Here is a 26640-nt window from a genome sequence, read left to right on the forward strand (position 1 = left end):
TCCGCGAGGGAAGGCGGGCGACCGAACCGCCTCACGAACAGGTAGGTTCGATTGAGTGAGCGCATTCAATGACATACGCGACTATGTGGCCATCCCCCGGGTTCTCTCGCTGAGGCTCTCACCCGACGGCTCCAGGCTGATCTCGACGGTCCAGTCACTCAACCCCGACGGCAAGTCCTTCGGCACCGCGCTCTGGGCGATCCCGGTCGACGGCGAGCCGTACCGGCTGACCCGCTCGGCGAAGGGCGAGTCCGCCGCCGTCTTCACGGACGCGGGCGACGTGCTGTTCACCTCCGCCCGTCCCGACCCCACGGTCAAGGACTCCACCGACGAGGTGCCCTCGCTCTGGCTGCTGCCCCGTGCGGGCGGTGAGGCCCGTCAGGTGGCCACGCGCCCGGGCGGGATCGGCGCGGTCCGTACGGCCGGTGACGTCGTGGTGTTCTCCGCCGAGGTGCTCGACGGCGAGGAGGCGGCAGAGGAGGCCAAGCGCAAGGCCCGCAAGGACGCCGGGATCAGCGCCGTCCTGCACGAGGGCTACCCGATCCGCTACTGGGACCACGACCTCGGCCCCGCCCGCACCAGGCTGTTCGCCGCCAGGCTCGGCGCCGACCGGCTGGAGGACGTGCGCGACCTCACCCCCGACGCGGGCGAGGCGCTGCGTGACGCCGCGTTCGAGCTGACCCCGGACGGCGCCACGGTCGTCACGACCTGGCGCACGTATCTGCCGAAGGGCGAGTACCGCACCGACCTGGTGGCCGTCGACGTGGCCACGGGCGAGCGGCGCACCGTGCTCACCGAGGACCGTCACAACTACACGAGCCCCATCGCGATCTCGCCCGACGGCGCCAAGGTCGCCTGCTCGCACGAGCGCTTCACCGGGCTGGACGTCTCGGCGCGCAGCGAGCTGTGGATCGCCGACCTGGCCACCGGCGAGGGCCGCGCGTACGCGCCCGAGGCCCTGTTCCCCGCCGACATCGAATGGGCGCCGGACTCCTCGGCCGTCTACGTCGTGGCCGACCACCAGGGCCGCCGCCCGGTCTTCCGCGTCCCGCTGGAGGGCGAGGCTTCCAGGCTCACTGAGGACGACGCCGCCTACGTCGGCCTCAACGCGACCTCCGACGGCGCCTTCGTCTACGCCCTGCGCAGCGGCGTCGACCTCGCACCCGGCCCGGCCAGGATCGACGTCGCCACCCGCGAGATCACCGACCTGCCCTCGCCGGCGCCGCGCCCCGAGGTGCCCGGCACGTTGACCGAGATCTCCGCCACCGCCGACGACGGCGCCACGGTCCGCGGCTGGCTCGCGCTGCCCGAGGGCGCCTCCGCCGACCAGCCCGCGCCGTTCCTGCTGTGGATCCACGGTGGCCCCGTCGCCTCGTGGAACGACTGGCAGTGGCGCTGGCAGGTGTGGCTCATGACCCAGCGCGGGTACGCCGTACTCATGCCGGACCCGTGCCTGTCCACCGGCTACGGGCAGGAGATGATCGACCGCGGCTGGGGCAACTGGGGCCCGCGCACCCAGGCCGACCTCGACGCGATCGTCGACGTGGCCCTGGCCAGGGACGACATCGACAGCGAGCGCATCGGCGCGATGGGCGGCTCGTTCGGCGGCTACATGGCCAACTGGCTCGCCGGCCACAGCGACCGCTACAAGGCCATCGTCACCCACGCCTCCCTGTGGAACCTCGACCAGTTCGCCGGCACCACCGACGCCTCCATGTACTGGCAGCGCGAGTTCGGCGAGCCCGGCTCCGAGCGGTACTCGCTCCTGTCGCCGCACCACTCCCTCGACAAGATCACCACGCCGCTCCTCGTCATCCACGGCGACAAGGACTACCGCGTGCCGATAGGCGAGGCCCTGCGGCTCTGGTGGGACCTGCGGCGCACCGAGGTCGAGTCGAAGTTCCTGTACTTCCCCGACGAGAACCACTGGATACTCAAGCCGGGCAACATCCTCGCCTGGTACGAGACTGTGTTCGCGTTCCTGGCCCAGCACGTGCTGGGCGAGGAGTGGAAGCGCCCGGACTCGGTGGCCTGATGACGGATTTCCTGAGACTGGCCGAGGACATCGCGCGCGAGGCGGGCGACATGCTGCTCGCCAAGCGGCCCACGATGTCCGAGGAGGTCGAGACCAAGTCCAGCCCCACCGACGTGGTCACCGCGCTCGACACGGCCTCGGAGGAGCTCATCCGCGAGCGCATCCTGGCCGCCAGGCCCGGTGACAGGATCCTCGGCGAGGAAGGGGGAGAGGAGCCCGGCGAGTCGGACGTGCGCTGGGTCGTCGACCCGATCGACGGCACCGTCAACTTCCTGTACGGCCTGCCCGACTGGGCGGTGTCGATAGCCGTCGAGGTCGACGGCCGGGTCGTGGCCGGGGTCGTCAACGTGCCCATGCGCGGCGAGGTCTACACCGCCGCGCTCGGCGAGGGCGCCTGGCTCGGCGGTGAGCGGCTGCGCTGCAACGCGGGCGTGCCGCTCGCGCAGGCGCTGGTGGCGACCGGGTTCGGCTACTCGGTGGCCAGGCGCGCGGTCCAGGGCCAGGTGGTGGCGGAGGTGCTGCCCCGGGTGCGCGACATCAGGCGCGGCGGCTCGTGCGCGATCGACCTGTGCTCGCTCGCGGCCGGCCGCGTGGACGCCTACTACGAGCGCGGCATCAACCCGTGGGACTTCGGCGCGGCCGGCCTGGTGGCGACCGAGTCGGGGGCCAGGCTCGAAGGCCTGCACGGCAGGCCGGTCAGCCCGGAGTTCGCGCTGTGCGCGGCCCCGGGCCTCTTCGAGGAGCTGCACGATCTGCTGGCGCCGCTCGACCCGGAACGGGACGCCTGACCCGCCGCATCGCCTGGTGAGACGCGAAACGGCCGGAGCCCTGGGGCTCCGGCCGTTTTCGCGTGGTTAGCGGGGCAACGGGATGCCGTGATCGTCAGCCAGCCGCCGCAGGTCCTCTATCTCGGCGGTGAGTGTGTCGGCGAGGTAGTCGTCGCCGACGCTGCGGGCCTCCCGCAGGCCCTCATAAGCCTGGTCGAGGCGGTGTTCGATCGTGGTCGTGAACTCGCCCATCTCACCTACTCTCTAGGGTCCGATCCGTGGTTTGGATGCAGTACGCCCATTGCCGGGTAATGGGTGTCCCGCAGGCATACCCCGGGTGGTCGCGTCCCGAAACATGAATTTCTCTCTCTCGTGCCTGACCACGGCGTCACCCACCCCTGAACATGGCTTACCGTGCGCTTATCGACACTGTGCGCAGAATGAGTGACTACAACGGGAGAGAGGTGCATCAGGCGTGCGAGTGCTGGTGGTTGAGGATGAGCGGGTGCTCGCCGACGCGATCGCGACCGGGCTGCGCCGCGAGGCCATGGCGGTCGACGTCGCCTATGACGGGGGCGGCGCCCTCGAGCGGACCTCCTACATCGACTACGACGTGATCGTGCTCGACCGCGACCTGCCGGTCGTCCACGGCGACGAGGTGTGCCGGCGCCTGGTGGAGCAGCGCAGCGCCTCGCGGATCCTGATGCTGACCGCTTCGGGCGACGTGGACGACAAGGTGGAGGGTCTCGGCCTCGGCGCCGACGACTACCTGGCCAAGCCGTTCGTGTTCATCGAGCTGGTCGCCAGGGTGCGCGCGCTCGGCCGCCGCTCCGCTCCCGCCCTGCCGCCCGTCCTGGAGCGCGCCGGCATCCGGCTCGACCCGGGCAAGCGGCTGGTGGAGCGCGACGGCAAGGAGATCGTGCTGACCAAGAAGGAGTTCGCGGTGCTCGAGGAGCTGATGCGGGCCGAAGGCGCCGTGGTCAGCCAGGAGGACCTGCTGGACAAGGCGTGGGACGAGAACATCGACCCGTTCACGAACGTGGTCCGCGTGACCATGATGACGCTGCGGAAGAAGCTGGGCGAGCCTCAGGTGATCGAGACTGTGCCCGGGGTTGGGTACAAACTGTGAGTGAAAGGCCAGAGCGCGAAGCCGGGCCGACGCATCCGATGATCAGCCCGCATTCGGCGAGGAAGGCGACGCGCGTGCAGGAGGCGCCGCCGCCCACCGGGCCGCCCGCCTGGGACGGCCCGCCGCCGCCCGGGCAGGCGCCGCCGGTCCAGCGCACGGCGATGGAGCGGATGAAGGAGCTGCCCGGCAAGGTCAGCATCCGGTGGCGGCTCACGCTCACCTATGGCGTGCTGGTCTTCGCCGCCGCCGCGGTGCTCCTGGGATCGGTCTACGCGATCGTCGGCACGGCGATCAGCTCGGCGTGGCCCAGCATCGACCTCGGACTGCCCCCCGCTCAGGACGAGCAGCTGCAGACCGCTTGGCGCACCTGGCAGAGGCAGGCGGTCCAGAACGCGCGTGACGCGCTGTTCGGCAACGTCATCCTCGCGTTGCTGGGCGTCGGCATTCTGGCGCTGATCATCGGCTATTTCGTGGCCGACCGGGCGATGCGGCCGGTGGCCCAGATGACCGCGACGGCGCGCAAGCTGTCCGAGAGCACTCTCGCCCACCAGCGCATCGGCCTCGAAGGACCCAATGACGAGCTGAAGGAGCTGGCCGACACGTTCGACGCCATGCTCACCCGGCTCAACGTCGCCTTCGACACCCAGCGCAGATTCGTGGCCAACGCCTCACACGAGCTGCGCACCCCGCTCACGATCAACCGGACGGTCCTCGAGATCGCTCTGTCGGACCCCGAGGCGTCCGAGGATCTCAAAGCGCTCGGCCGTACCCTCCTCGAGGTCAACGCGCGAAACGAGAAGCTCATCGAGGGACTGCTGCTGCTGGCGAGGAGCGAGCGCGAGCTCGCGGTGCGCAAGCCGCTCGACGTTCAGGAAGTCGCCCAGACGGCCGTGGAACAGGTCCAGCCGTTCGCCCAGGAACACGGGGTGACCTTGACGACCGAGCTGGCCGGCGCGCCTGCCGTCGGCGATCCCGTGCTGCTGGAGCGGTCCGTCAGCAACCTGCTGGAGAACGCCGTCAAGTACAACATTCCCGAGAGCGGAAAAGTCTGGATCCGGACGGGAATGGCGGACGGTGCCTTGGTTGTTCAGGTGGCCAACACGGGACAGCACGTCCCGGCGTACGAGGTGAACAGCCTGTTCGAGCCGTTCAGGAGGCTGCACGCGGACCGCGTGGAATCGGCCAAGGGGGCGGGTCTGGGGCTGTCCATCGTTCGTGCGGTGGTGCAGGCGCACGGTGGAAATGTGACTGCGGTGCCGCGCGATGGTGGCGGGCTGGTCGTGACCATTCGGCTGCCAAGACGCTGAGGCTCGTGTTGCTCCGGTGCGTTCGTCCGCGTGTTGATGTACGGGGGGCGTCTCGTTCTGGCCACACATGTGGTTGGATGTGCCGTCGAACACGGTGGTGCATGACGCCAAGGCTGTGGGTTTCGCCATATTTGGCTAACCATTGCCAGCGGCAGCAGGCCCTGACGTGTTGGGAGGTTCGTTGTCCGTTCCCGCGGGGTACCGATGGGAAATCTCCTCGACGGAACGGGCACAAGATGGGCTTCCTGGACGTTAGAAGACGCGCGACGAGCGCGAAGACATATAGATGAGGGGGATGGAGTAAGCACAATGGCTACCGACTACGACAGCCCGCGCAAGACAGACGACGACCTGGGTGAGGACAGCCTCCAGGAGCTGCAGGCGCGCCGCACGGACAAGTCGTCGGGCAGCATCGACATCGATGAGACCGACCTGGCCGAGTCGCTGGAGCTGCCCGGTGCGGACCTGTCGAACGAAGAGCTCTCCCTGCGGGTCATTCCCCGTCAGGCCGACGAGTTCACCTGCTCGCGCTGCTTCCTGGTGCACCACCGCAGCCAGCTGGCCTCCGAGAAGAACGGCCAGCAGGTCTGCCGGGAGTGCGCCGCCTGATCGACTGGAGCGAAGGGCTCGGGGTAGGACTGAATACTGACCCTGAGCAGTCGCGACCATGAGGAGGGAGGCATCGCGTGGCTCAACCTGAGAAGGACAAGCAACCAGGCAACGAGGTCGCCGGCCCCGAACACGAGGTCGGCGAACTCGTAGGCAAGCTCACCGCGCCCGGCGAGCTGGAGCCGGCCGAGCGGCGCAGGCTGCTCGGCCGACTAGCTCAGGCCCTGTCCAACGGAGCGAAGAAAGCACGCGCCAACGGCGCGGGCCGGGGACGCTGGCTGGCCGACGTCTTCCTCAGCATCGCGCCCCGCATCCCGATCAGGGACCTGCACACCCTTTCCGAGCACCACCACGGACTGACCGGCGAGCAACTCGCCGATGACCTTGTACGCACCGCCCAGAAGGCCACGATGACGGTCGGGGCCATCGGCGGAGCGCTCGCGGCGGCGGAGTTCGCCGCGCCACCCCTTCTGCTCTCCGCCCCCGCGCAGCTCGTCGCCGAGACCATCGTCGTCGCCGCCATCGAGGTCAAGCTCCTGGCCGAGCTGCACGAGGTCTACGGCGTCCGCGTCGAGGGCTCCGGCGCCCAGCGCGCGGTCGCCTTCACAGCCGCCTGGGCGAAACAACGTGGCATCGACCCCCTCACGCCCACGTCCGTCTCGCTGGCGCTCGGCGCGGCCACCAAGACCGCCCTGCGCAACCGCCTCCTCCGGACGCTCGGGCGCCACCTGACCACGCTCGGCCCCTTCCTCACGGGGGCGATCGCGGGCGGCGCGCTCAACCGGATGGCCACCAAGAAGCTCGGCGACGCCGTACGCAACGACCTGCGCGTCAAGCGGCCTGCCGTGCCCCCCGCCTCCGGTCCGCCGCGCCCCGAGTTAGACGCGTAGGCCGCTGAAGGTCATCTTGAGCAGCGCGTCGGCCAGGTCGTCCGCCGAGGCCCCGCGCGCCGGCTGATACCACTCGGTGATCGAGTTCACCGTGCCGAACAGCAGCCGGGTCACCAGGGCCGGCTCCATGTCCGGCCGGATGCTCCCCTCCGCCGCCGCCTCCTTGACCAGGTGGCTGATGAACCCGTCGAACTCCCGCCGCCGCTCCAGCGCCGCCTGCTCGGTGCTGCTGTTGCCGCGCACCCGCAGCAGCAGCGTCACGTACGGGAGCCGGTCCACGAGGATGCGCACGCTCTGCCGTACCGCCCACTCCAGGCGGTCGATCGCCGGGCCCGAGGCGGCGCGCTCGTCGCCCACCACCGCGAACAGCCCGTCGAGCGCCCGGTCGAGCGCCCGCGCCAGCAGTTGCTCCTTGCCCGGCACGTGGTAGTAGATGGCCGACTTGGTCACGCCGAGCGCCCTCGCGAGATCCTCCATGCTCGTCCCGTCGTAGCCGCGCTCGTTGAAGACGCCGACGGCGATGGCCAGCACGGACTCCGGGTCGTGTCCGCGTTTGCGGTGACGGGTGGGGGTCGGAGGGGCCATGTGCTAATTATCCCGCTTGTCGATGACTCGTTTGAGCTTGCCGACCGAGCGCTCCAGCGTCTCCGGGTCCACGACCTCGACCTCCACGCTCACGCCGACGGTGTCCTTGACGGCCTCGCGCAGCCTCTCGCCGGCCTCGGCGCGCCGCGCGAAGCCCGGCCGTGCCTCGACCCGCACCGTCATCACGTCGAGCCGCCGAGGACGGGTCAGGTGGAGCTGGAAGTGCGGCGACAGGCCCTCGGTACGCAGCACGAGCTCCTCGATCTGGGTGGGGAACACGTTCACGCCGCGCAGGATGATCATGTCGTCGGTACGGCCCGTCACCTTCTCCATGCGCCGGAACGCGGGCCGGGCGGTGCCGGGCAGCAGCCTGGTCAGGTCGCCCGTGCGGTAGCGGATGACCGGCATGGCCTCCTTGGTGAGGCTGGTGAAGACCAGTTCGCCCGCCTCCGACGGCTCGCCGGTGAAGGGATCGACCGTTTCCGGGTAGAAGTGGTCCTCCCAGACGTGCAGGCCGTCCTTGCTCTCGACGCACTCGTTCGCCACGCCGGGGCCGATCACCTCCGACAGCCCGTAGATGTCCACGGCGTGCAGGTCGAAGCGGTCCTCGAGCTCCGCGCGCATCCGCTCGGTCCACGGCTCGGCGCCGAAGATCCCGATCCGCGGTGACGACGCGCGGGGGTCCAGGCCCTGCCGCTCGAACTCGTCCAGCAGGGCCAGCATGTACGACGGCGTCACCATGACGATGTCGGGCCGCAGGTCCGTGATGAGCTGGACCTGACGGGGCGTCATGCCGCCCGAGACCGGCACCACCGTGCAGCCCAGCCGCTCGGCCCCGTAATGGGCGCCCAGACCGCCGGTGAACAGGCCGTACCCGTAGGCCACGTGCACGATGTCGCCGGGACGGCCGCCGGAGGCGCGGATCGAGCGCGCCACGACCTCCGCCCAGACGTCCAGGTCGTGTCTGGTGTAGCCCACGACGGTCGGCTTGCCCGTGGTGCCGCTGGAGGCGTGGATCCTGGCCACCTGCTCGCGTGGGACGGCGAACATGCCGAACGGGTAGCAGTCGCGGAGATCCTGCTTCGTGGTGAAAGGGAATTTCGCCAGATCGCCGAGCTCTTTGCAGTCGCTCGGATGAACACCCGTATTATCGAATTTTTGCCGATAAATCGGGACATTTTGGTAAGCGTGGCTAAGTGTCCGCTGGAGCCGGGCGAGCTGAAGAGCCATGAGCTCGTCGCGGGAGGCCCGCTCGATGGGGTCGAGCTGGTCCGGCGCGGGGGGATCGCCGAGCCTCATGGATTTCCACCTATCTGAGCTCTCTGCCGCGGCCACGGAACTCCGCGACGCGCGCTCACCAACGCAAGTCTCCCTTGTCAACTGACCGAATGTTCGGTAAACACATCACCGTCCGGACCATCCTGTCAAGAGGGTGAACACCATGTTCGAGCAGCACCGCGAGACTCTGGAGAAGGCGCTGTCCGCCATCGCCGAGCGGGGATACTGGAGCGCCTACCCGGAGTCGCCGAGTCCCCGCGTCTACGGCGAGGGGGCGGCCGAGCGGGGCAAGGAGGCGTTCGAGTCCTACCTCGGCAAGCCGTTCCCCCTCGACCAGCCGGGCACCGGGTCCTGGATCGGGGCCGAGCGCTCGCCGTACGGGATCGACCTCGGCGTCACCTACCCCGAGCCGCTCGTGGACGACCTGATCGAGGCGGCCAAGGCGGCGCTGCCTGCCTGGCGGGACGCGGGGCCGCAGGCCCGCGCGCTGGCCTGCGTCGAGATCGTCCACCGGATCAACCAGCGCAGCTTCGAGCTGGCCAACGCGGTGCAGCACACGACCGGGCAGGCGTTCGTGATGGCCTTCCAGGCGGGCGGGCCGCACGCGCAGGACCGCGCGCTCGAGGCCGTCGCGTACGGCTACGCCGCCATGACGTCCTCCGCCGCGGCGGCCCGCTGGGAGAAGCCCGCCAAGGGCGAACCGCTGGTCATGGACAAGCGCTTCACGGTCGTGCCGAGGGGCGTCGCGCTGCTGATCGGCTGCAACACGTTCCCGACCTGGAACGCGTACCCGGGGCTGTTCGCCTCGCTCGTCACCGGCAACCCGGTGATCGTCAAGCCGCATCCGCGCGCGGTGCTGCCGCTCGCGATCACCGTCCAGATCGCCCGCGAGGTGCTGGCCGAGGCGGGCTTCGACCCGGGGCTGGTCTCGCTGGCGGCGGAGGAGGGCCGGGGGCTGGCCAAGACCCTCGCCACCCATCCCGACATTCGCATCGTCGACTTCACCGGCTCGACGGAGTTCGGCGACTGGCTGGAGGAGAACGCCCGCCAGGCGCTCGTGCACACCGAGAAGGCGGGGGTCAACACGATCGTCGTCGACTCCACCGACTCGTGGCGCGGCATGCTGGGGAACCTGGCGTTCTCGCTGTCGCTCTACAGCGGCCAGATGTGCACGGCGCCCCAGAACATCCTGGTGCCGGCGGGCGGGATCGAGACCGACGAGGGGCACAAGAGCTTCGACGACGTCTGCGCCGGGCTGGCGGGCGCCGTCGGCAAGCTGCTCGGGGACGAGGCCCGGGCGGTGGAGCTGACGGGGGCCATCGTCAACCCCGACGTGCTGGCGCGGGTCGAGGCCGCGCCATCCCTGGGAGACGTGGTGCTGGAGTCGCGCGCACTGAAGCCCCCGTCGTTCCCGGACGCGGTGGTGCGGACCCCGGTGATCGTGAAGGTCGCGCCGGACCAGGCCGATGTCTACGGGCGCGAGCACTTCGGGCCGATCTCGTTCGTCATCCCGACGGGATCGACCCAGGAGAGCCTGGATGTGCTGCGCCGCACGATCAAGGCCCGCGGGGCGCTCACCGCCGCCGCATACTCGACCTCCTCCGACGTGCTCGACCAGGCCGAACACGCCGCCGTCGACGCGGGCGTCAACCTGTCGTGCAACCTCACGGGCGGGGTCTTCGTCAACCAGTCGGCCGCCTTCAGCGACTACCACGGCACCGGCGCCAACCCGGCCGCCACCGCCTCCCTCACCGACCCCGGCTACGTGGCGGGCCGCTTCCACATCGTTCAGTCCCGCCGCCCGGCATGACCCCATCCGCGTGCGCCCGTGCTCGCCGCCAAGCCGACGCCGGCCCGCGGCGCGACGCGGCTCGGGTCTCGCACAGGGCGCCGGGGCCGCCTGCGGAGCCCATCGCCGTCCGCGCGCGGCGTCGGGTGAGGTGCCGGCGAAGGCCCGACGGGCCGGTGCGGTGCCCTCGTCCCCGGCGCCGTGTGGAGTGCGCCGGGGCGCGTGGGGCAGTGTGTCGCCCGGGACCGGTGCCGGTGATGAGCGCGTGACGCCGTTAGGAGGCCGGAGGCCGGGCCGTGAGGGCGGGAAGGTGTGCTACGAGTGGCGACCGCTTTCCTGGAGGAGGGGTGATGGCCAAGCCGTTCGCTTCGTCGGCCGATCTGGCTGACAAGGAGCAGACCCTGGAAGTGCTGGCCGAGGGCATGTATGCGCTGACGGCGGAAGGCGACCCGAACGTGGGCGCCATCGAGGCCGAGGACTTCCTCGTCTGCTTCGAGGCGCTGGCGACGCCCGTGGCCGCCCGCCAGTGGCTGGCCAGGCTGCGCGAGCACACCGACAAGCCGATCAAATACCTGGTGCTGTCGCACTACCACGCGGTCCGGGTGCTGGGCGCGTCGGCGTTCGGCGCGGACGTGATCGTGACGCACGACAAGACGCGCGAGCTGATCGCCGAGCGCGGCGAGCAGGACTGGGCCAGCGAGTACGCCAGGATGCCCCGCCTGTTCAAGGAGCCCGAGTCGATCCCGGGGCTGACGTGGCCGACGGCGACGTTCAGCGAAACGTTCACCATCGACCTGGGCGGCGACAGGGGCGACCTGGTGCTGGCCTACTGCGGCCGGGGGCACACCGAGGGCGACCTGGTGGCCTGGCTGCCGAAGCAGCGCGTCATGTTCGCCGGCGACCTCGTCGAGTCCCAGGCCGCCCTCTACACCGGCGACGCCTTCCACCGCGAGTGGTCTGCGGGGACCCTCGACAAGGTGGCGTCGTTCGGGGCGGAGACGCTGGTCGGCGGCAGGGGAGCGGTGGCGCGCGGCAAGGAGGGCGTGGACGCGGCCATCGCGCAGACACGTGACTTCCTCACGGTGATGCTGCGCGAGGCGGGCGCGGCGGGCACGCTGAAGGAGGCGTTCGAGCGCACACACGCGGCCCTGGAGCCCCGGTACGGGTCCTGGCCGATCTTCGAGCACTGCCTGCCGTTCAACGTCTCCAGGCTCTGGGACGAGCTGCACGGCGTCGAGCGGCCGCGCATCTGGACCGCCGAGCGCGACCGCGAGGTCTGGGACCAGCTGCAGTCATGAACGCCCAGGTCATCGTCGTCGGGGCGGGCCCGGTCGGGCAGAGCGCCGCGCTGCTGCTGGCCCGCTGGGGCATCCACGTGCTCGTGCTCGACGCGCGCGCCAAGCGCGACTCCACCGGGTCGAAGTCCATCTGCCAGCAGCGCGACGTGCTCGACATCTGGGCCGCCGCCGGGGCGGGCAAGATCGCGGACGAGGGCCTGGCCTGGACCACCGCCCGCACCTACTACCGCGACCGCGAGCTGTTCTCCTGGGAGTTCGAGCGTGAGGGGCCGCTGCCACCTTGCGTGAACATCTCCCAGACCCGCACCGAGCAGATCCTGGACGACGCCATCGCGGCGCAGCCGCTCATCGAGGTGCGCTGGAACCACGAGGTCACCGGGCTCACCCAGGACGACTCCGGCGTGACGGTCCAGTGCGGGCAGCGGCTGCTGCGCGCGCCCTACGTGCTGGTCTGCGCGGGTGCCAGGGCCCAGCGGGTACGCCAGGCGCTCGGCGTCACGTTCGACGGGGAGACGTTCGACGACCAGTTCCTGATCTGCGACATCAAGGCCGACCTGCCCGGCTGGGAGAACGAGCGCCGCTTCTACTTCGACCCCGTCTGGAACCCGGGCCGCCAGGTGCTGATCCACCCCTGCCCGGGAGGCACGTTCAGGATCGACTGGCAGATCGCGCCCGACTTCATCCCAACAAAGGTCGATATTTCGCGAAAAGTCAGGCAGATCATCGGCGACCGGCCGTACGAGCTGCTCTGGCACAGCACGTACCGCTTCCACTCCCGCATCGCCTCCCGCATGCGCGTCGGCCGGGTCCTGCTGGCCGGCGACTGCGCCCATCTGGTGGCCCCGTTCGGCGCCCGGGGGCTCAACTCCGGCGTGCCCGACGCCGAGAACGCGGCCTGGAAGCTGGCCTTCGCGCTCAACGGCTGGGCCGGTCCCGGGCTGCTGGAGTCGTACCACGTCGAGCGGCACGCGGCCGCGCTGGAGAACCTCGAGATCACCGCCGCGACCATGCGCTTCCTCGCGCCCAGGACCGTGGAGGAGCGCATGCGCAGGCGGGCCGCGCTGGAGGGCGGCCGTGCGGCGGAAGTGGACTCGGGGCGGTTCGCGGAGCCGTACTGGTACGTGGACTCGCCGCTGACGACGCCGGAGCCGACGCGGCCGTTCGGGGGCAGGCCGCCGAAGGGGGCGCTGTGCGCGCCCGCGCCCGGCGTGATCCTGCCTGACATGCGGCTCCCCGGTGGGAGATTGCGGGAGCTCTGCCGTGACGGTTTCCTGCTCCTCCTGGGTGAAATGTGCGATTCGCGTTTGTTTGCGCAGGTCCTGGGCAAGGTCATTACGGTGCCGTACGCCGTGCGCGGGTTCGCGGAGATCGACGGGCTCGCTGAGAGGCTCGGCGCCGGGCCGGATGAGGCATGGCTCATCAGGCCCGACTCCCACATCGCTGCGATCATCCCCCATGCGGGTCCGGAGCCGGTGGCGGACGCCGTCCGCCGCGCTCTCGGTGAGGAGGAGGAAACTGCGTGACTGGCCGTAGCTCGTTTCTGATCGTCGCGAACCGGTTGCCGGTGGATCGGACGATCGAACCTGACGGAACGGCCTCGTGGCGCAGGAGCCCAGGCGGGCTCGTCACCGCGATCGCACCGGTGATGCAGCGCCGCCACGGAGCCTGGCTCGGCTGGCACGGAGCCGCCGACGAGAAGCTCGAGCCGTTCGAGCAGGATGGCATGAACCTCATCCCGATCCCGCTGTCGGCCGGCGAGGTGGAGCTCTACTACGAGGGCTTCTCCAACGCCACCCTGTGGCCGCTCTACCACGACGTGGTGGCGCCGCCGGTGTTCGACCGGGCGATGTGGGACACCTACCGCGCCGTCAACGAGCGCTTCGCCAACGCCGCCGCCGAGGCCGCCGAGAAGGGCGCGGTGGTCTGGGTGCAGGACTACCAGCTCCAGCTCGTCCCGGCCATGCTGCGCAGGCTCAGGCCCGACCTGCGGATCGGGTTCTTCCTGCACATCCCGTTCCCGCCGACCGAGCTGTTCTGGCGGCTGCCGTGGCGCAAGGACCTCGTCGAGGGGCTGCTCGGGGCCGACCTGGTGGGCTTCCAGCTGCCCGGCGGGGCCTCCAACTTCCGCCGGCTGTGCCGGAGGCTGCTCGGGCTGCCGTACAAGGGGAACGAGATCTTCCTCGACGACCGGGTCGTGACCACGCAGGCCTTTCCCATTTCCGTGGACTTCGGGCAGCTCGACTCGCTGGTGCGCGATCCGCAGATCATGGCGCGGGCCAAGGAGATCAGGGTGGAGCTGGGCGACCCCGAGCACGTGCTGCTCGGCGTCGACAGGCTCGACTACACCAAGGGGATCGGGCAGCGGCTGGAGGCGTTCGGCGAGCTGCTGAAGGACGGGCAGCTGAAGGCCAACGAGGCCGTGTTCGTGCAGATCGCCACGCCCAGCAGGGAGCGGGTGGAGGAGTACAAGCGGCTGCGCGACGACATCGAGCTGCAGGTCGGGCGAATCAACGGCGAGCACGCGCAGCTCGGCTACCAGCCGGTGCAGTATTTCCACCAGTCGTACGACCACGCCGAGCTGGCCGCCCTCTACCTCGCCGCCGACGTCATGATCGTGACCCCGCTGCGCGACGGGATGAACCTGGTGGCCAAGGAGTACGTCTCCTGCCACCACGACCTGCACGGCGCGCTGGTGCTCAGTGAGTTCGCCGGGGCCGCCGACGAGCTGCGCCAGGCCTACCTGGTCAACCCGTACGACGTGGAGGACGTCAAGCGGCAGATGCTGGCCGCGATGCGGGCCACGCCGCACGAGCTGGCCCGGCGGATGCGCACGATGCGCCGCCGGGTAGCCACCTACGACGTGGACCGCTGGGCCAGCGAGTTTCTCACTGCCCTGGAGTCACCTGCTTCAGAGACTTCCACGCGTCGTAGCGCTTCTTGGCGGTCCGGTTGACCACGATCTGCGCCACGGACATGCCGACGCCCATGAGCACGGCGTAGCCGATGGCCTCTCCCATGCTGACCTCGGGTGCGTCCGTGTCGATGGGCGGCTCCTTGCCGGTCGCCTTCACCCAGACGAACCCGAGGAGCTTCCTCGCTGCCCAGGCGGTCACCAGCCCCGTCAGACCGCCGATCACACGCCAGGCGATATCGGGCTTGTCCTCCGCCATGCCGATCTCCCTTCCCCTTTGTAACGAACACTAGTCTGTACCGCTTGTCGCGCCTGCGAAGCCGTACCATAAGGAGGCATGACTCAACAGCGACTACGCCATGCCTCTATGCCGGAAAAGCCGACTCTCGACGGCTTGGAGCAGGTATGGGTAGCCCGCTGGGAGGAGCAGGGCACCTACCGCTTCGACCGGTCCAAGTCGCGCGAGCAGGTCTACTCCATCGACACGCCGCCGCCGACCGTCTCCGGCTCCCTGCACATCGGTCACATCTTCTCCTACACCCACACCGACATCGTGGCCCGCTACCAGCGGATGATCGGCAAGTCGGTGTTCTACCCGATCGGCTGGGACGACAACGGGCTGCCCACCGAGCGCCGCGTGCAGAACGTCTACGGCGTGCGCTGCGACCCTTCGCTGCCCTACGACCCCGACTTCGTTCCACCGGACAAGCCCGGCAAACGCGAGATCTCCATCTCGCGGCGCAATTTCGTGGAGCTGTGCCACAAGCTGACCGCCCTCGACGAGCAGGCGTTCGAGGAGGTCTGGCGGCGGGTCGGCCTGTCGGTCGACTGGTCGCTGCTCTACACCACGATCAGCGACGCGGCGCGGGCGGTCTCGCAGCGGGCGTTCCTGCGTAACCTGCTGCGCGGTGAGGCCTACCTCGCCGAGGCGCCGACGCTGTGGGACGTGACCTACCGCACCGCCGTCGCCCAGGCCGAGCTGGAGGACCGCGAGTGGCCCGGCGCGTTCCACAAGATCTCCTTCTACGGCGAGACGGGCCCGGTCTGGATCGAGACCACCAGGCCCGAGCTCATCCCGGCGTGCGTGGCGCTGGTCGCGCACCCCGACGACGAGCGCTACCAGCCGCTGTTCGGCACGTCTGTGCTGACGCCGCTGTTCGGGGTCGAGGTGCCGGTGCTGGCCCACCGGCTGGCCGAGCCCGACAAGGGCACCGGCATCGCCATGATCTGTACGTTCGGCGACATCACCGACGTCACCTGGTGGCGTGAGCTGCACCTGCCGACCCGGCCGGTCATCGGCTGGGACGGCCGGCTGCTGCCCGAGCCGCCCGAGGGCGTGGAGGCGGAGCCGTACAAGGAGCTGGCCGGGAAGACGGTCCACAGCGCGCGCGAGCGGATCGTGGAGCTGCTGCGCGAGTCCGGCGACCTCGAGGGCGACCCGAGGCCCGTCTCCCGCACGGTGAAGTTCTACGAGAAGGGCGACAGGCCGCTCGAGATCGTCACCACCCGCCAGTGGTACGTCCGCAACGGCGGTCGCGACGAGGAGCTGCGCGCGCGGCTGCTGGAGCGCGGGCGCGAGCTGAGGTGGCACCCGCCGCACATGCGGGTGCGCTACGACAACTGGGTCGAGGGGCTCACCAGCGACTGGCTGATCTCCCGCCAGCGGTTCTTCGGCGTGCCGTTCCCGGTGTGGTATCCGATCGACGAGTCGGGGCAGCCCGTCCACGACGCGCCGATCGTGCCGTCGGAGGACATGCTGCCGATCGACCCGTCCTCCGACGTGCCGCCCGGCTACACCGAGGACCAGCGCGGCGTGCCCGGCGGGTTCATGGCCGACCCCGACGTGATGGACACCTGGGCCACCTCGTCGCTGACGCCGCAGATCGCGGGCCGCTGGGAGAGCGACGACGACCTGTTCAAGCGGGTCTACCCCGCCGACCTGCGGCCGCAGGCCCACGAGATCATCCGCACCTGGCTGTTCTCGACCGTGGTCAGGTCGCATTACGAGTTCGGCCAGTTGCCGTGGAGCGACGTCGCGATCTCCGGGTGGATCCTCGACCCTGACCGCAAGAAGATGTCCAAGTCCAAGGGCAACGTCGTCACCCCGCTCGACCTGCTGGAACAGCACGGCTCCGACTCGGTGCGCTACTGGGCGGCCAACGGCCGCTACGGCGTGGACACCGCGTTCGACGCCGGGCAGCTCAAGATCGGGCGGCGCCTGGCCATCAAGATCCTGAACGCGTCCAAGTTCGTGCTCGGGCTGGCCGAGAGCGAGGGCGAGATCGTCGAGCCGCTCGACCTGTCCATGCTCGCGGCCCTGTCCGACGTCGTGCGCGAGGCCACGGAGGCGTTCGAGGGCTACGACCACACCAGGGCACTGGAGGCCGTGGAGCGCTTCTTCTGGGCGTTCTGCGACGACTACCTGGAGCTGGTCAAGGCCCGGGCCTACGAGTCCGGCCCGGCCGCCGCCTCAGCCCACGCGGCGCTGCGGCAGGCCCTCGACGTGCTGCTGCGGCTGTTCGCGCCGTTCCTGCCCTTCGTCACAGAAGAGGTGTGGTCGTGGTGGCGCGAGGGGTCGGTGCACCGGGCCCCGTGGCCCGTGCTTCCGCCTGGGGCCGGGGACCCGGCCGTGCTGGCCGTGGCCTCCGAGGTGCTCGGCCAGGTGCGCAAGGCCAAGTCCGAAGCCAAGCTGTCCATGCGGGCCGAGATCTCCAGGCTGACCGTTATCGGGCCGGAAGTCAGGCTTGTCCGCCAGGCTCAGGACGACGTTTGTGCCGCAGGCAATGTGGAGGAGTTCGTCCTGGAGTATGGTGACGAGCTGAAAGTCGAGGTCCACCTGGGCTGACGTCCGGATGGCAGGACGCCGGGCGCTTGTATAGGCAGCGCCCGGCGTTCCTGTGGCTGGTCACCTCGCCCCTGCGCACGATGCGCGAACTGCCCGTCAGTGGTCACACCCTCGTGTAGGGAAGGTCTGCTCCTGGCTTTATCGGCGCGCATCCTGGGCGCGGACGTGCCAGTCTTGAACACGTGTTGCCCGACCGCCCAACCAAGCTCGTGCCGCCCGCGCTGGCCAAGATGGCCGCGTGGTGCGTGTGCCTGATCCTCGTCGGCGTGGTCGTCTACTTCTTCGCCCTGATCATCGCCCGGCTCACGTTCGTGGCGCTGCCCGTGGCGATCGCGCTGCTGCTGACCGCGCTGCTGTTCCCGCTGACCAACAGCCTCCGCCAGGCGGGCATGCGGCCCATCTACGCCACCTGGATCACCATGCTGGTGGCCCTGGCCGTGCTCGTGGGCACGGGGTGGCTGGTGGGGGCGCGGGCCAGCGACGAGTTCCCCAACCTGGTCCAGCAGGTGCAGGCGACCGCCAGATCGGTCCAGGACTGGCTGATCACCGGCCCGCTGCACCTCAAAGAGGCGCAGATCACCGGTTACGTCGACGAGATCGCCAAGCTGGTCAACCAGCAGCGCACGGCCATCACCGGCACCGTGCTGTCGGCCGGGGCGGTCGCCTTCGAGGTGCTCGCCTCCATCGTGCTGCTGCTGTTCGTGACGTTCTTCCTGCTCAAGGACGGCGACCGGATCTGGGCGTGGGTGCTGCGGGGGTTCGGCGAGGTCGCGCCGCGCGTGGACCGTGCCGGGCGGGCCGCCTGGGCGACGCTCTCCCACTACGTGCAGGGCACCGTCGCCGTCGCCGCCGTGCACGGGCTGATCATGGGCATCGTGCTGGCGGGCATGGGTGTGCCGCTGTGGGCGCCGCTGGCCGTGCTGATCTTCTTCGCCAGCTTCATCCCCATCGTCGGCATCTTCTTCGCCGGCACGGTCGCCACCCTCGTCACGCTGGGCGCCAAGGGGCTCGTCTACGCGCTGATCTTCCTGGGCATCCTCATCGTCGAGCAGCAGCTGGAAAACCACGTGCTCCAGCCGCTGATCGTGGGGCGGGCACTGAACTTCCACCCGCTGGCGATCATCCTGGTGCTGGCCATCGGAGGCATCCTGGCGGGCATCGCGGGGGCCGCGGTGGCGGTGCCGGTGGCCGCGGTGATCTACCGGGCGCTGCCCGAGCTCAGGCACAAGCCCCCCGCCCTGCCGCCGCCGTCCCATCACGAGGTCCCTCCTGACGAGGGCTCTGGCGAGGAGGGCGGCGGGCCCCGCGAGGCCCCGCCGCAGGGTGACGCGGGCGAGGCCGGGCCGCAGGGGGAAACCGGGGAGCGGGGCGGTGAGAATGCCGGTCCGCGCCGTGAGGATGGCCGAGGGGTGGACACGGAGTAACCTCGTCACCCGTGACTCGTTCCTCCCTCACCACCGGGCCGCCGTCCGGCACCCCCGTTCCAGTGAGCACGACACTCCACCTGCGCGACTGGTGCAACGGCATCACGGGCAGGAGGGCGTACCTTGAGGCTGAGGGGCGCAGCGGCGCTCCCGGCGGACCGGTCGCCATCGCCACCGAACACCAGGACTACGAGGTGAACCCTTGAGCAACGTCGAGGTCCTCATCCAGCGGCTCGACGCCGAGCTGCCGATGCCGTCCTACGCCCACCCGGGAGACGCGGGCGCCGACCTCTACGCGGCCGAGGACGTCGAGCTGCTGCCCGGTGAGCGGGCCGTCGTCGGCACGGGGATGGCGATCGCCCTGCCCGACGGCTACGCCGCGTTCGTGCACCCGCGTTCGGGGCTGGCGGCCAGGCACGGCGTCACGCTGGTCAACGCGCCCGGCACCGTCGACGCCGGATACCGCGGCGAGATCAAGGTGACACTGATCAACACCGACGCCAAGGAGCCGTTCCGCCTCCAGCGGGGCGACCGCGTGGCGCAGCTCGTGGTCCAGCGGGTCGAGCGCGCGGCCTTCTACGAGGTCGAGCGGCTGCCGGGTTCGGTGCGCGGCGCCAACGGGTTCGGATCGACAGGACGATGATCAATGGGCCGCGCTGACGGCCCCGCGAGCAAGGAGAGTGAGGAACGTGTTCCGACGTCGTCGTCGTGAGCAGCCGGAACAGGCGGCCGAGCAGGAGCCTGCCGCCCCCATGCGAGAGTCCGGCCCGTGGGACGCCGACGAGCCCCACCCGGAGAGCGACAGGATCGACCTCGGTGGCCTGCGGCTGCCGCACAACCCCGACTTCGACGTACGCCTGGCCTCCGTCGGTGACCAGCACGTCGGCGTCGTCGTCCTCTACGAGGAGAGCTCGCTGCAGCTTCAGGCCCTGGCCGCGCCACGGAGCTCGGGCCTGTGGGACGAGGTCAAGACCAAGATCGTCGCGCAGGCCAAAGACCTGGAGGAGCGGGAAGGCCCGTTCGGCAGCGAGCTGACCGGCGAGATGAAGGTCGACGACACCAGCCGCCCCGCTCGTTACCTCGGCATCGACGGGCCCCGCTGGTTCCTGCTCGCGGTGATCTCCGGCAAGGCGGCGCTCGACGAGACGGTCGCGGCGGCGTACCTGGAGTTCCTGAAGGACATCGTGGTGGTGCGCGGCGACGAGCCCATGGCCCGTGAGGAGCCGATTCCGCTGCGCCGTCCCAACGAACAGGCGGGCGAGAAGCCGGACGAGCGGCCCGGGCTCAACCCGTTCAGACGAGGGCCTGAAATTAGCGAGATTCGCTGAGGGCTGACATCGGGCCGATATCACATAGGCTGATTCATCATGAGTACGGCAGAGCCTCCGAAACGCGGGGGATTGCGCGGGTTCTTCAGTCGGCTGGCTTCACCCCAGTCCGAAATCGAGGCCCAGGAACTGCGAGAAGACGCCGACGAGGTGGGCGCGACCCCCATCGTCTCGTGCGGCGGACGCCGGCGCTTCTGCGTAGCAGGTACGCTACGTACAGTGACATTGCGACCGAGAGGCGGCGCTCCGGCCCTTGAGGCCGAGCTCTACGACGGGTCCGACGTGATCGACCTCGTCTGGCTCGGCCGCCGCAAGATCGCGGGCATCGAGCCCGGCCGCACGGTCAAGGCCGAAGGTCTGGTCAGCGTCCAGGACGGGCGCAAGGTGATGTTCAATCCGCGTTACGAGCTGCGCCCAGGGAGTTGACACGTGAGTGCTGAGGCGGAAGAGGTCGCCCACGACACCGTTGAAGCGGCGGTGCGAGCCCAGCTCGCCAAGGCGTTCGGCGGTGTGCGCGGCATCATCGAGGCGGCGATCCCGACGATCGCGTTCACGCTCAGCTGGGTCATCACCGAGGACCTGAAGCTGTCGCTCATCGTCAGCGTCTCGCTGTCGGTCCTGCTGCTGCTGGTCAGGATCGTGCAGCGGTCCACGCCGCAGTTCGTGATCAACAGCCTGATCGGGATCGCGATCGGCGCGTTCTTCGCCAGCCGCAGCGGTGACGCGAAAGACTACTTCCTGCCCGGCATTCTGTGGAACGCCGGCTACATGGTGGCGATGCTGGTGTCGATCGTCACCCGCTGGCCGGTGGTGGGCTTCCTGATCGGCTCGGTCACGGGCGACCCGACCGCCTGGCACAAGGACCCGGGCATCGTGAAGCTGTGCATCCGGCTGACCTGGCTGCTCATGTTGCCCTGCGCGGTCCGGGTGGCCGTGCAGGCACCGGTGTACCTGTTCGGGGGCGGCGACCAAGCGGTCGCCGCCCTCGGTCTTGCCAAGATCGCCATGGGCTGGCCGCTGCAGGTGGCGGCCCTCGCCGCCATGCTCTGGGTCCTGGGCCGCGGCCGCACCCCGATCAAACCGGTGGCTCCGGCCTGACCTCGGTCATGCTTCGCCCGTGGCTCTAGGCTGCTGCGGGTGAGCATCATGCAGGTTCCAGGATCGAAGTCCATCACCGCCCGCGCCCTGTTCCTCGCCGCTGCCGCACGCGGCACCACGGTGCTGCGGCAGCCGCTGGTCTCGGATGACACCGAAGGGTTCGCCGAGGGTCTGGAGACCCTCGGCTACCGGGTGGGACGCGATCCCGAGGCGTGGACGATCGAGGGCCGTCCCGAGGGGCCGCCCGTCGCCGAGGCCGAGGTGTTCTGCCGCGACGGCGCCACGACAGCGCGCTTCCTGCCCGCGCTCGTGGCGGCCGGGCAGGGGATCTTCCGCTTCGACGCCTCCGCCCAGATGCGCCGCCGCCCCCTCGGCCCGCTCACCCGGGCGCTGCGCGAACTCGGCGTCGACCTGACCCATGAGAGACAGGAAGGGCACCACCCGCTGACCGTACGCGCCCAGGGCATCAAGGGCGGGCGGATCACGCTGGACGCGGGGCTCTCCTCGCAGTTCCTCACCGCGCTGCTGCTCGTCGGCCCGCTGACGGCCGAAGGACTGCACATCACCGTGACGGACCTCGTCTCGGCGCCGTACGTGGAGATCACCCTGGCGATGATGCGCCGCTTCGGCGTCGAGGTCGAGCGCGCGGGTGACACCTTCCGCGTGCCGCCCCAGCCGTACGTGGCCGCCGACTACACCATCGAGCCGGACGCCTCCACGGCAAGCTACCCGCTGGCCGCCGCCGCGCTCACCGGCCACAGCGTCACCATCCCGGGCCTGGGCTCGGCCTCGCTCCAGGGCGACGTGCGCTTCGCCGAGGTGCTCGGCCGGATGGGGGCGACGGTGGACCTCAAGCCCGACGGGGTGACCGTGACCGGCAACGGCCGGTTGCGCGGCCTTACCGTGAACATGCGCGACATCTCCGACACCGTCCCCACGCTCGCCGCCATCGCGCCGTTCGCGGACGGGCTGGTGCGCATCGAGGACGTCTACAACACCAGGATCAAGGAGTGCGACCGCCTGGACGCCTGCGCCGAGAACCTGCGCCGCCTGGGTGTCCCCGTGAGCACCGGACGGGACTGGATCGAGATCCACCCGGCCGAGCCGCGTGCCGCCGAGATCGCCTGCCATGGGGACCACCGGATCGCCATGTCCTTCAGCGTGACCGGCCTGCGTACGCCGGGCATCACGCTGGACGAGCCCGGGTGCGTGAAGAAGACGTTCCCCGGCTTCCACCAGGCCCTGGCCGACCTGCGGGCGGGCTGGTCGCCCTCGTAGCGCTCCGATCTTCGGTAAAGGTCTCTGGGGCGATCCCTTAAAGACGTGATCCACTTGTGTGGGTACGAAGGCGGGCGAACGATCAACTCACGCCTTATTGGGGACCGCCATGTATGGAAGCGCGATCATGACCGTGACTGTGGCCGCCGCCGCTCTGATCCTGTCAGCCGGGCCCGCGATCGCGGACGACGACTGGGTCGGGCCGGATCGTGCTCTGTGCGGAGGGAGCGCGGAGGTGACGCGGGGCTTCGATGTGTTCTTTACGTCGGAGGGGGTTTTCTTCGTGCCGGAGAGGGGTGCCACGCCCTGCGCTGACACGAACGACCCGCACGACTCTCTGTCGATGGACTGAGTAGTCGGACAAAACGCGCACGGGTGGTGCGGCAGAACGCCCACGGATGGTTCGGCAGAACGCCCACGGATGGTGCGGCAGAACGCCCACGGATGGTGCGGCAGAACGCCCACGGATGGTGCGGCAGAACGCCCACGGGTGGTGCGGCAGAACGCCCACGCAGCGCGTTCAGCTGCGGTAATGTGCGTGATATGACGAAGTCGCCGCTGTTCGCGAGGCGCGCCGAAGCGATGACACTTGAAGCCCTGGCGGATACGCGGGTCGTGGTCGTGAACGGTGCTCGGCAAGTGGGAAAGAGCACGTTGGCCGACTTGATCGTCACCCGGACGGGCAATGCCCGCAAGCTCTACCTTGATGATCCCGCGGTCCTGGCTGCAGCGGAGGAGGATCCCGTCGCGTTCGTCCAGCATGACGGTCTCCTTATGATCGATGAGATCCAACGAGCTCCACAACTACTGCTACCGATCAAACATAAGGTTGACCGGGATCCACTTCCGGGCCGTTTCCTCCTCACCGGCTCCGCCCGACTGCTAGGCCTACGTGATCTTCCTGATGCGCTACCCGGCCGGACGGAAACAATCGAGATGTGGCCACTGTCTCAAGGAGAGATCGAGTCTGCTCCGGACGGATTCGTGGACCGCATTTTCGCGCAGGGTGCGGATGTCAACATGCCACCTTGCTCGCTTCGCAAGCGTGATTATGTGGATAGGGCGCTGCGTGGCGGCTACCCAGAGGCGATCCGACGGGACCCGGGACGCAGGCGCAACAGATTCTTCGACTCCTACATCACCGATCTGATCACTCGAGATGTACGCCAGATTTCAGACATCGAGCGTCCAGCGGAGATGCGGAGGCTGCTGAGCGTCGTCGCGGCCCGGATGGGAGGGCTGGCCGTGGTGCAATCGATGGCAGGCGACGTGGGACTCCCTAGGATGACGCTCTCTCGCTATCTGGACCTCCTGGAGCTTGTCTTTGTCATCAAGCGCATACCGTCGTGGTCCTCGAATCTGACCCGTCGCGCTATCTCCACGCCCAAACTGATCATTACGGACAGTGGGCTCGGCGGCAGGCTCATCGGCATGTCACCTGATCGCGCCAGGGACGTCACGGCCCCCATCGGGCCGCTACTCGAAAACTTCGCGATCGGCGAAGTGGCTCGCCAGCTCACCTGGGCCAACGAGCCCGTCCAACTGTTCCACTACCGGGATCGGGACAAAGTCGAGGTCGACATGGTCCTGGAACATGCGTCCGGTGAAGTGGTCGGCATCGAGATCAAAGCTGCGGAAACCGTCCGCGGCGACGACTTCCGCGGCTTGCGCCACTTGGCGGACCGGCTGGAAGCAAGATTCCGCGCAGGCTTCGTCCTCTATACCGGGGACCAGACGCTGCCTTTCGGCGACAAGCTCAAGGCACTGCCCATGGCCTCCTTGTGGAAGCTTGGCAGCACCCCTGGTTCATGAATTGCGCGCCAGGGCGCCGTCCCGTGATGATCTGCCCGGCACCAGGCCTTCTAATGGTGATCATGACCGAATGCGGCCAGTCTTCGTGCCTGGAGGATGCCTACACTGCGCGGCATGACATCTGAGCGGAACCGCGAGGTGGTAAAGCGGGCATGGCGCTCGTTCTCGACCCGGGACGAGGATTTGATCGCGACGTTTTTCACCGAGGACGCGGAGTGGCTGGCTCCGCTCGGAAACGCGACCGCTGTGGCGCTCGGGGGTACGCACCACATGGTGAGCAGGGACGCCATCGTCCGCTTCCTCACCATTGAGTTTCCCCGCATGTTCGTCTCCGACGTGGCGGTGGACTTCCGCGGGTTCTACGCCGACGGCGACGTGGTCGTTGTGGAGGAGACCATGCAGGCCACGCTGGCCAACGGCAACGCCTACCGCAACGACTACTGCTTCGTCTTCGAACTGCGGGACGGGCTGATCCATCGGGTGCGCGAGTACATGGACACCGCCAATGGGCATCGCATGGTGTTCGGTGGGGTGTGAGGCAGAGAAGCCGCCAATCAGGCTTTCTCGCGTTGTGTAATCGGGGTCGCGTCCGAGGGGTGCGGGGACCGGCAGGTCCCCGCCTGGGGGTGTGGGGGCTTGCCCCCACATAACGCAGCCCGAGCTCTTGCCGCGCGAAGCGCGCCTTCAAGCGAGGACCGCGCCTTTGCGGGGTCGAAGGGGCGGAGCCCCTGGGAGGCAGGGCCCGAGTGCTCCCATGGCGCGTAGCGCCCCCTGATGCGAGGACCATGCTTCTCGCGCCCCGGAGCCCCCGAGCCCCCCTGGAGCCGCTCAGGGCCCGTAGTGGCTAGTGCTGGGAGAGGAGGTGGGCCAGCTCCTGCTCGACCTCCTGGTTGGCCACGAACAGCAGCTCGTCCCCCGCCTCCAGCGGATCGTCCGCCGTCGGCACCAGGACCCTGCCCTCCCGGAGGATCGCCACCAGGGCCGCGTCTACCGGCCAGGGGACCGAGCCCGCGCGCTGGCCCACCACCGGGGCGTCCTCCGCCAGTGTGAGCTCCACCAGGTTGGCCTGGCCCTGGCGGAAGGTCATCAGGCGGACGAGGTCTCCGACGCTGACCGCCTCCTCCACAAGGGCGCTCAGCAGGCGCGGGGTGGAGACGGCGACGTCCACGCCCCACGACTCGTTGAAGAGCCACTCGTTGTTGGGGTGGTTGATGCGGGCCACCACGCGCGGCACGCCGTACTCGGTCTTGGCCAGCAGTGAGACGACCAGGTTGACCTTGTCGTCGCCGGAGGACGCGACCACGACGTGGCAGTTGTTGAGGCCGGCCTCGTCCAGGGAGGCGATCTCGCAGGCGTCGGCGAGGAGCCACTCGGCGCGCGGCACGCTGTCGATCTTGATGGCCCGGGGGTCGATGTCGATGAGCAGGACCTCGTGGCCGTTCTCCAGGAGTTCGGCCGCGATGGAGCGGCCGACGGCGCCTGCTCCGGCGATGGCGACGCGCATCACTCCTCCTCTTCCGGTGCCGCGGCGAGCACCTTGTTGATGCGGTCCATGTCGTTCTCCGCGGCGATGACGTGCAGCACGTCGCCCTCCTGCACCACGGTGTCCTCCGTGATGGTCAGGGCCTCACCCATGCGGTTGATGAAGGCGGCGCGGGTGCGTACGCGGGCTTCGAGGTCGACGACGCGGGTGCCGATCCACTCAGCGTGCGCGGTGACCTCGGCCAGCACGATGGTGCCCGTGGGGTCGCGCCAGAGCGGCTCGGCGCCCTCGGGGAGGATGCGGCGCATGATCTGGTCGGCCGTCCAGCGGACGGTCGCCACTGTGGGGATGCCCAGCCGCTGGTAGACCTCGGCCCGTCGAGGGTCGTAGATGCGGGCCACCACGTTGTCCACGCCGAACGTCTCGCGGGCCACACGAGCGGAGATGATGTTGGAGTTGTCGCCGCTGGAGACCGCGATGTACGCGGCGGCGGATTCGATGCCGGCCTCGGTGAGCACGTCGCGATCGAAGCCGATGCCCGTCACCCGCCGTCCCCGGAACCCGGCGCGCAGCCGCCGGAACGCCTGCGGGTCGCGGTCGATGATGGCGACGGAATGGCCGCTGTCTTCGAGGATGTGGGCGAGAGTCGAGCCGACCCGGCCACACCCCATGATCACTATATGCATTTCCCCCCGCATGTTCGCGGTCGGCCGGTTGCTGGTCTCCAGTATGGCCCGAGGGGGGAGCGCCTCGTTTTAGGGCCTCGGCATGGGG

27 protein-coding genes are annotated in these 26640 nt (G+C 69.4%); 21 read left to right on the forward strand and 6 right to left on the reverse strand.

What is annotated here, in order from left to right; translation table 11 throughout:
- The first annotated feature begins 55 nt into the window (after positions 1-55).
- Entirely contained in the window at positions 56-2035 is a 1980-nt protein-coding gene (locus tag ACIBVN_RS04225; protein ID WP_397132506.1) for a prolyl oligopeptidase family serine peptidase, read from the forward strand.
- Positions 2035-2823 (forward strand): inositol monophosphatase family protein, encoded by a 789-nt coding sequence (locus tag ACIBVN_RS04230; RefSeq protein ID WP_397132508.1) that lies wholly within the window; start codon positions 2035-2037, stop codon positions 2821-2823. Before ACIBVN_RS04225 ends, ACIBVN_RS04230 begins: the two co-directional genes overlap by 1 nt.
- Positions 2824-2889: 66 nt before the next feature.
- Here ACIBVN_RS04230 and ACIBVN_RS04235 read toward each other — a convergent pair whose 3' ends face one another.
- Positions 2890-3054: a hypothetical protein gene (locus tag ACIBVN_RS04235; protein ID WP_397132510.1), complete on the reverse strand. Its 165-nt coding sequence runs from the start codon at positions 3052-3054 to the stop codon at positions 2890-2892.
- A 223-nt stretch (positions 3055-3277) separates the two neighbouring features.
- On the opposite strand from ACIBVN_RS04235, the gene ACIBVN_RS04240 reads away from it, so the two are divergent.
- From ACIBVN_RS04240 to ACIBVN_RS04255, 4 genes are all read left to right on the forward strand, one after another.
- Positions 3278-3931 carry a response regulator transcription factor gene (locus tag ACIBVN_RS04240; protein WP_349451511.1) on the forward strand — a complete coding sequence of 218 codons (654 nt, stop codon included), beginning with the start codon at positions 3278-3280 and terminating at the stop codon, positions 3929-3931.
- 38 nt (positions 3932-3969) lie between these two features.
- Positions 3970-5238, forward strand: coding sequence for a sensor histidine kinase (locus ACIBVN_RS04245; RefSeq protein WP_397133160.1), 1269 nt, complete (start codon positions 3970-3972; stop codon positions 5236-5238).
- A 309-nt stretch (positions 5239-5547) separates the two neighbouring features.
- On the forward strand, positions 5548-5847 hold the full coding sequence (locus ACIBVN_RS04250) for a DUF4193 domain-containing protein (protein ID WP_020542847.1): 300 nt from the start codon (positions 5548-5550) through the stop codon (positions 5845-5847).
- 77 nt (positions 5848-5924) lie between these two features.
- The gene (locus ACIBVN_RS04255; protein ID WP_397132512.1) at positions 5925-6737 is read left to right on the forward strand and encodes a hypothetical protein; all 813 of its coding nucleotides are present in this window, start codon (positions 5925-5927) and stop codon (positions 6735-6737) included.
- On the opposite strand, the gene ACIBVN_RS04260 is transcribed toward ACIBVN_RS04255, so the two are convergent.
- Together ACIBVN_RS04260 and paaK are read right to left on the reverse strand one after the other, a co-directional pair.
- A complete protein-coding gene (locus ACIBVN_RS04260; RefSeq protein ID WP_397132514.1) occupies positions 6726-7322 on the reverse strand; it encodes a TetR/AcrR family transcriptional regulator in 597 nt (198 codons plus the stop codon). The genes ACIBVN_RS04255 and ACIBVN_RS04260 overlap by 12 nt on opposite strands.
- Before the next feature lie 3 nt (positions 7323-7325).
- On the reverse strand, positions 7326-8621 hold the full coding sequence (paaK, locus tag ACIBVN_RS04265) for a phenylacetate--CoA ligase PaaK (protein ID WP_397132516.1): 1296 nt from the start codon (positions 8619-8621) through the stop codon (positions 7326-7328).
- 142 nt (positions 8622-8763) lie between these two features.
- On the opposite strand from paaK, the gene paaN reads away from it, so the two are divergent.
- The 4 genes from paaN to ACIBVN_RS04285 all read left to right on the forward strand — a co-directional run bounded on the left by paaN (position 8764) and on the right by ACIBVN_RS04285 (position 14640).
- The gene (gene paaN, locus ACIBVN_RS04270; RefSeq protein ID WP_397132518.1) at positions 8764-10410 is read left to right on the forward strand and encodes a phenylacetic acid degradation protein PaaN; all 1647 of its coding nucleotides are present in this window, start codon (positions 8764-8766) and stop codon (positions 10408-10410) included.
- Between the two features lie 329 nt (positions 10411-10739).
- On the forward strand, positions 10740-11687 hold the full coding sequence (locus ACIBVN_RS04275) for an MBL fold metallo-hydrolase (protein ID WP_397132520.1): 948 nt from the start codon (positions 10740-10742) through the stop codon (positions 11685-11687).
- Positions 11684-13210, forward strand: coding sequence for an FAD-dependent monooxygenase (locus ACIBVN_RS04280; RefSeq protein ID WP_397132522.1), 1527 nt, complete (start codon positions 11684-11686; stop codon positions 13208-13210). The genes ACIBVN_RS04275 and ACIBVN_RS04280 overlap by 4 nt, the downstream gene beginning before the upstream one ends.
- The gene (locus tag ACIBVN_RS04285) at positions 13207-14640 is read left to right on the forward strand and encodes a trehalose-6-phosphate synthase (RefSeq protein WP_397132524.1); all 1434 of its coding nucleotides are present in this window, start codon (positions 13207-13209) and stop codon (positions 14638-14640) included. The genes ACIBVN_RS04280 and ACIBVN_RS04285 overlap by 4 nt, the downstream gene beginning before the upstream one ends.
- On the opposite strand, the gene ACIBVN_RS04290 is transcribed toward ACIBVN_RS04285, so the two are convergent.
- The gene (locus ACIBVN_RS04290; RefSeq protein ID WP_397132526.1) at positions 14573-14857 is read right to left on the reverse strand and encodes a DUF4235 domain-containing protein; all 285 of its coding nucleotides are present in this window, start codon (positions 14855-14857) and stop codon (positions 14573-14575) included. The genes ACIBVN_RS04285 and ACIBVN_RS04290 overlap by 68 nt on opposite strands.
- A 78-nt stretch (positions 14858-14935) precedes the next feature.
- Here ACIBVN_RS04290 and valS point away from each other — a divergent pair, with 78 nt between their 5' ends.
- From valS to ACIBVN_RS04345, 11 genes are all read left to right on the forward strand, one after another.
- Positions 14936-17443 (forward strand): valine--tRNA ligase, encoded by a 2508-nt coding sequence (gene valS, locus ACIBVN_RS04295; protein ID WP_397132528.1) that lies wholly within the window; start codon positions 14936-14938, stop codon positions 17441-17443.
- A 182-nt stretch (positions 17444-17625) separates the two neighbouring features.
- Positions 17626-18867 carry an AI-2E family transporter gene (locus ACIBVN_RS04300; RefSeq protein ID WP_397132530.1) on the forward strand — a complete coding sequence of 414 codons (1242 nt, stop codon included), beginning with the start codon at positions 17626-17628 and terminating at the stop codon, positions 18865-18867.
- Positions 18868-18878: 11 nt separating this feature from the next.
- Complete coding sequence (locus ACIBVN_RS04305; protein WP_397132532.1) at positions 18879-19073, forward strand: hypothetical protein; 195 nt, start codon at positions 18879-18881, stop codon at positions 19071-19073.
- A complete protein-coding gene (dut, locus tag ACIBVN_RS04310; protein ID WP_397132534.1) occupies positions 19070-19510 on the forward strand; it encodes a dUTP diphosphatase in 441 nt (146 codons plus the stop codon). The genes ACIBVN_RS04305 and dut overlap by 4 nt, the downstream gene beginning before the upstream one ends.
- A 46-nt stretch (positions 19511-19556) precedes the next feature.
- On the forward strand, positions 19557-20195 hold the full coding sequence (locus ACIBVN_RS04315) for a DUF3710 domain-containing protein (protein ID WP_397132536.1): 639 nt from the start codon (positions 19557-19559) through the stop codon (positions 20193-20195).
- A gap of 39 nt (positions 20196-20234) precedes the next feature.
- Positions 20235-20621, forward strand: a complete 387-nt coding sequence (locus tag ACIBVN_RS04320; RefSeq protein ID WP_345002411.1) for an OB-fold nucleic acid binding domain-containing protein — start codon at positions 20235-20237, stop codon at positions 20619-20621.
- A 3-nt stretch (positions 20622-20624) separates the two neighbouring features.
- Entirely contained in the window at positions 20625-21293 is a 669-nt protein-coding gene (locus ACIBVN_RS04325; RefSeq protein ID WP_397132538.1) for a DUF3159 domain-containing protein, read from the forward strand.
- Positions 21294-21341: 48 nt separating this feature from the next.
- Entirely contained in the window at positions 21342-22571 is a 1230-nt protein-coding gene (gene aroA / locus ACIBVN_RS04330; protein ID WP_397133162.1) for a 3-phosphoshikimate 1-carboxyvinyltransferase, read from the forward strand.
- Positions 22572-22698: 127 nt separating this feature from the next.
- On the forward strand, positions 22699-22923 hold the full coding sequence (locus ACIBVN_RS04335; RefSeq protein ID WP_397132540.1) for a hypothetical protein: 225 nt from the start codon (positions 22699-22701) through the stop codon (positions 22921-22923).
- A gap of 191 nt (positions 22924-23114) precedes the next feature.
- On the forward strand, positions 23115-24383 hold the full coding sequence (locus tag ACIBVN_RS04340) for an ATP-binding protein (protein ID WP_397132542.1): 1269 nt from the start codon (positions 23115-23117) through the stop codon (positions 24381-24383).
- Positions 24384-24497: 114 nt separating this feature from the next.
- Entirely contained in the window at positions 24498-24920 is a 423-nt protein-coding gene (locus tag ACIBVN_RS04345) for a nuclear transport factor 2 family protein (RefSeq protein ID WP_397132544.1), read from the forward strand.
- 307 nt (positions 24921-25227) lie between these two features.
- Here ACIBVN_RS04345 and ACIBVN_RS04350 read toward each other — a convergent pair whose 3' ends face one another.
- Entirely contained in the window at positions 25228-25887 is a 660-nt protein-coding gene (locus ACIBVN_RS04350) for a TrkA family potassium uptake protein (protein ID WP_345002424.1), read from the reverse strand.
- Complete coding sequence (locus tag ACIBVN_RS04355) at positions 25887-26552, reverse strand: potassium channel family protein (RefSeq protein ID WP_397132546.1); 666 nt, start codon at positions 26550-26552, stop codon at positions 25887-25889. The genes ACIBVN_RS04350 and ACIBVN_RS04355 overlap by 1 nt, the downstream gene beginning before the upstream one ends.
- Positions 26553-26640: the final 88 nt, after the last annotated feature.

The sequence above is a fragment of the Nonomuraea sp. NPDC049400 genome (assembly GCF_044466425.1).
Lineage (GTDB): Bacteria > Actinomycetota > Actinomycetes > Streptosporangiales > Streptosporangiaceae > Nonomuraea.

Bases quoted from the DNA above. Each gene is read 5' to 3' on its own strand.
- ACIBVN_RS04250 (WP_020542847.1), top strand. From the start codon at position 5,548: ATGGCTACCGACTACGACAGCCCGCGCAAGACAGACGACGACCTGGGT.
- valS (WP_397132528.1), top strand. From the start codon at position 14,936: ATGACTCAACAGCGACTACGCCATGCCTCTATGCCGGAAAAGCCGACT.
- ACIBVN_RS04355 (WP_397132546.1), bottom strand. From the start codon at position 26,552: ATGCATATAGTGATCATGGGGTGTGGCCGGGTCGGCTCGACTCTCGCC.
- paaN (WP_397132518.1), top strand. From the start codon at position 8,764: ATGTTCGAGCAGCACCGCGAGACTCTGGAGAAGGCGCTGTCCGCCATC.
- ACIBVN_RS04340 (WP_397132542.1), top strand. From the start codon at position 23,115: ATGACGAAGTCGCCGCTGTTCGCGAGGCGCGCCGAAGCGATGACACTT.
- ACIBVN_RS04275 (WP_397132520.1), top strand. From the start codon at position 10,740: ATGGCCAAGCCGTTCGCTTCGTCGGCCGATCTGGCTGACAAGGAGCAG.
- paaK (WP_397132516.1), bottom strand. From the start codon at position 8,621: ATGAGGCTCGGCGATCCCCCCGCGCCGGACCAGCTCGACCCCATCGAG.
- ACIBVN_RS04260 (WP_397132514.1), bottom strand. From the start codon at position 7,322: ATGGCCCCTCCGACCCCCACCCGTCACCGCAAACGCGGACACGACCCG.
- aroA (WP_397133162.1), top strand. From the start codon at position 21,342: ATGCAGGTTCCAGGATCGAAGTCCATCACCGCCCGCGCCCTGTTCCTC.
- ACIBVN_RS04345 (WP_397132544.1), top strand. From the start codon at position 24,498: ATGACATCTGAGCGGAACCGCGAGGTGGTAAAGCGGGCATGGCGCTCG.
- ACIBVN_RS04230 (WP_397132508.1), top strand. From the start codon at position 2,035: ATGACGGATTTCCTGAGACTGGCCGAGGACATCGCGCGCGAGGCGGGC.
- ACIBVN_RS04320 (WP_345002411.1), top strand. From the start codon at position 20,235: ATGAGTACGGCAGAGCCTCCGAAACGCGGGGGATTGCGCGGGTTCTTC.
- ACIBVN_RS04245 (WP_397133160.1), top strand. From the start codon at position 3,970: ATGATCAGCCCGCATTCGGCGAGGAAGGCGACGCGCGTGCAGGAGGCG.
- ACIBVN_RS04290 (WP_397132526.1), bottom strand. From the start codon at position 14,857: ATGGCGGAGGACAAGCCCGATATCGCCTGGCGTGTGATCGGCGGTCTG.
- ACIBVN_RS04335 (WP_397132540.1), top strand. From the start codon at position 22,699: ATGACCGTGACTGTGGCCGCCGCCGCTCTGATCCTGTCAGCCGGGCCC.
- ACIBVN_RS04280 (WP_397132522.1), top strand. From the start codon at position 11,684: ATGAACGCCCAGGTCATCGTCGTCGGGGCGGGCCCGGTCGGGCAGAGC.
- ACIBVN_RS04350 (WP_345002424.1), bottom strand. From the start codon at position 25,887: ATGCGCGTCGCCATCGCCGGAGCAGGCGCCGTCGGCCGCTCCATCGCG.
- ACIBVN_RS04235 (WP_397132510.1), bottom strand. From the start codon at position 3,054: ATGGGCGAGTTCACGACCACGATCGAACACCGCCTCGACCAGGCTTAT.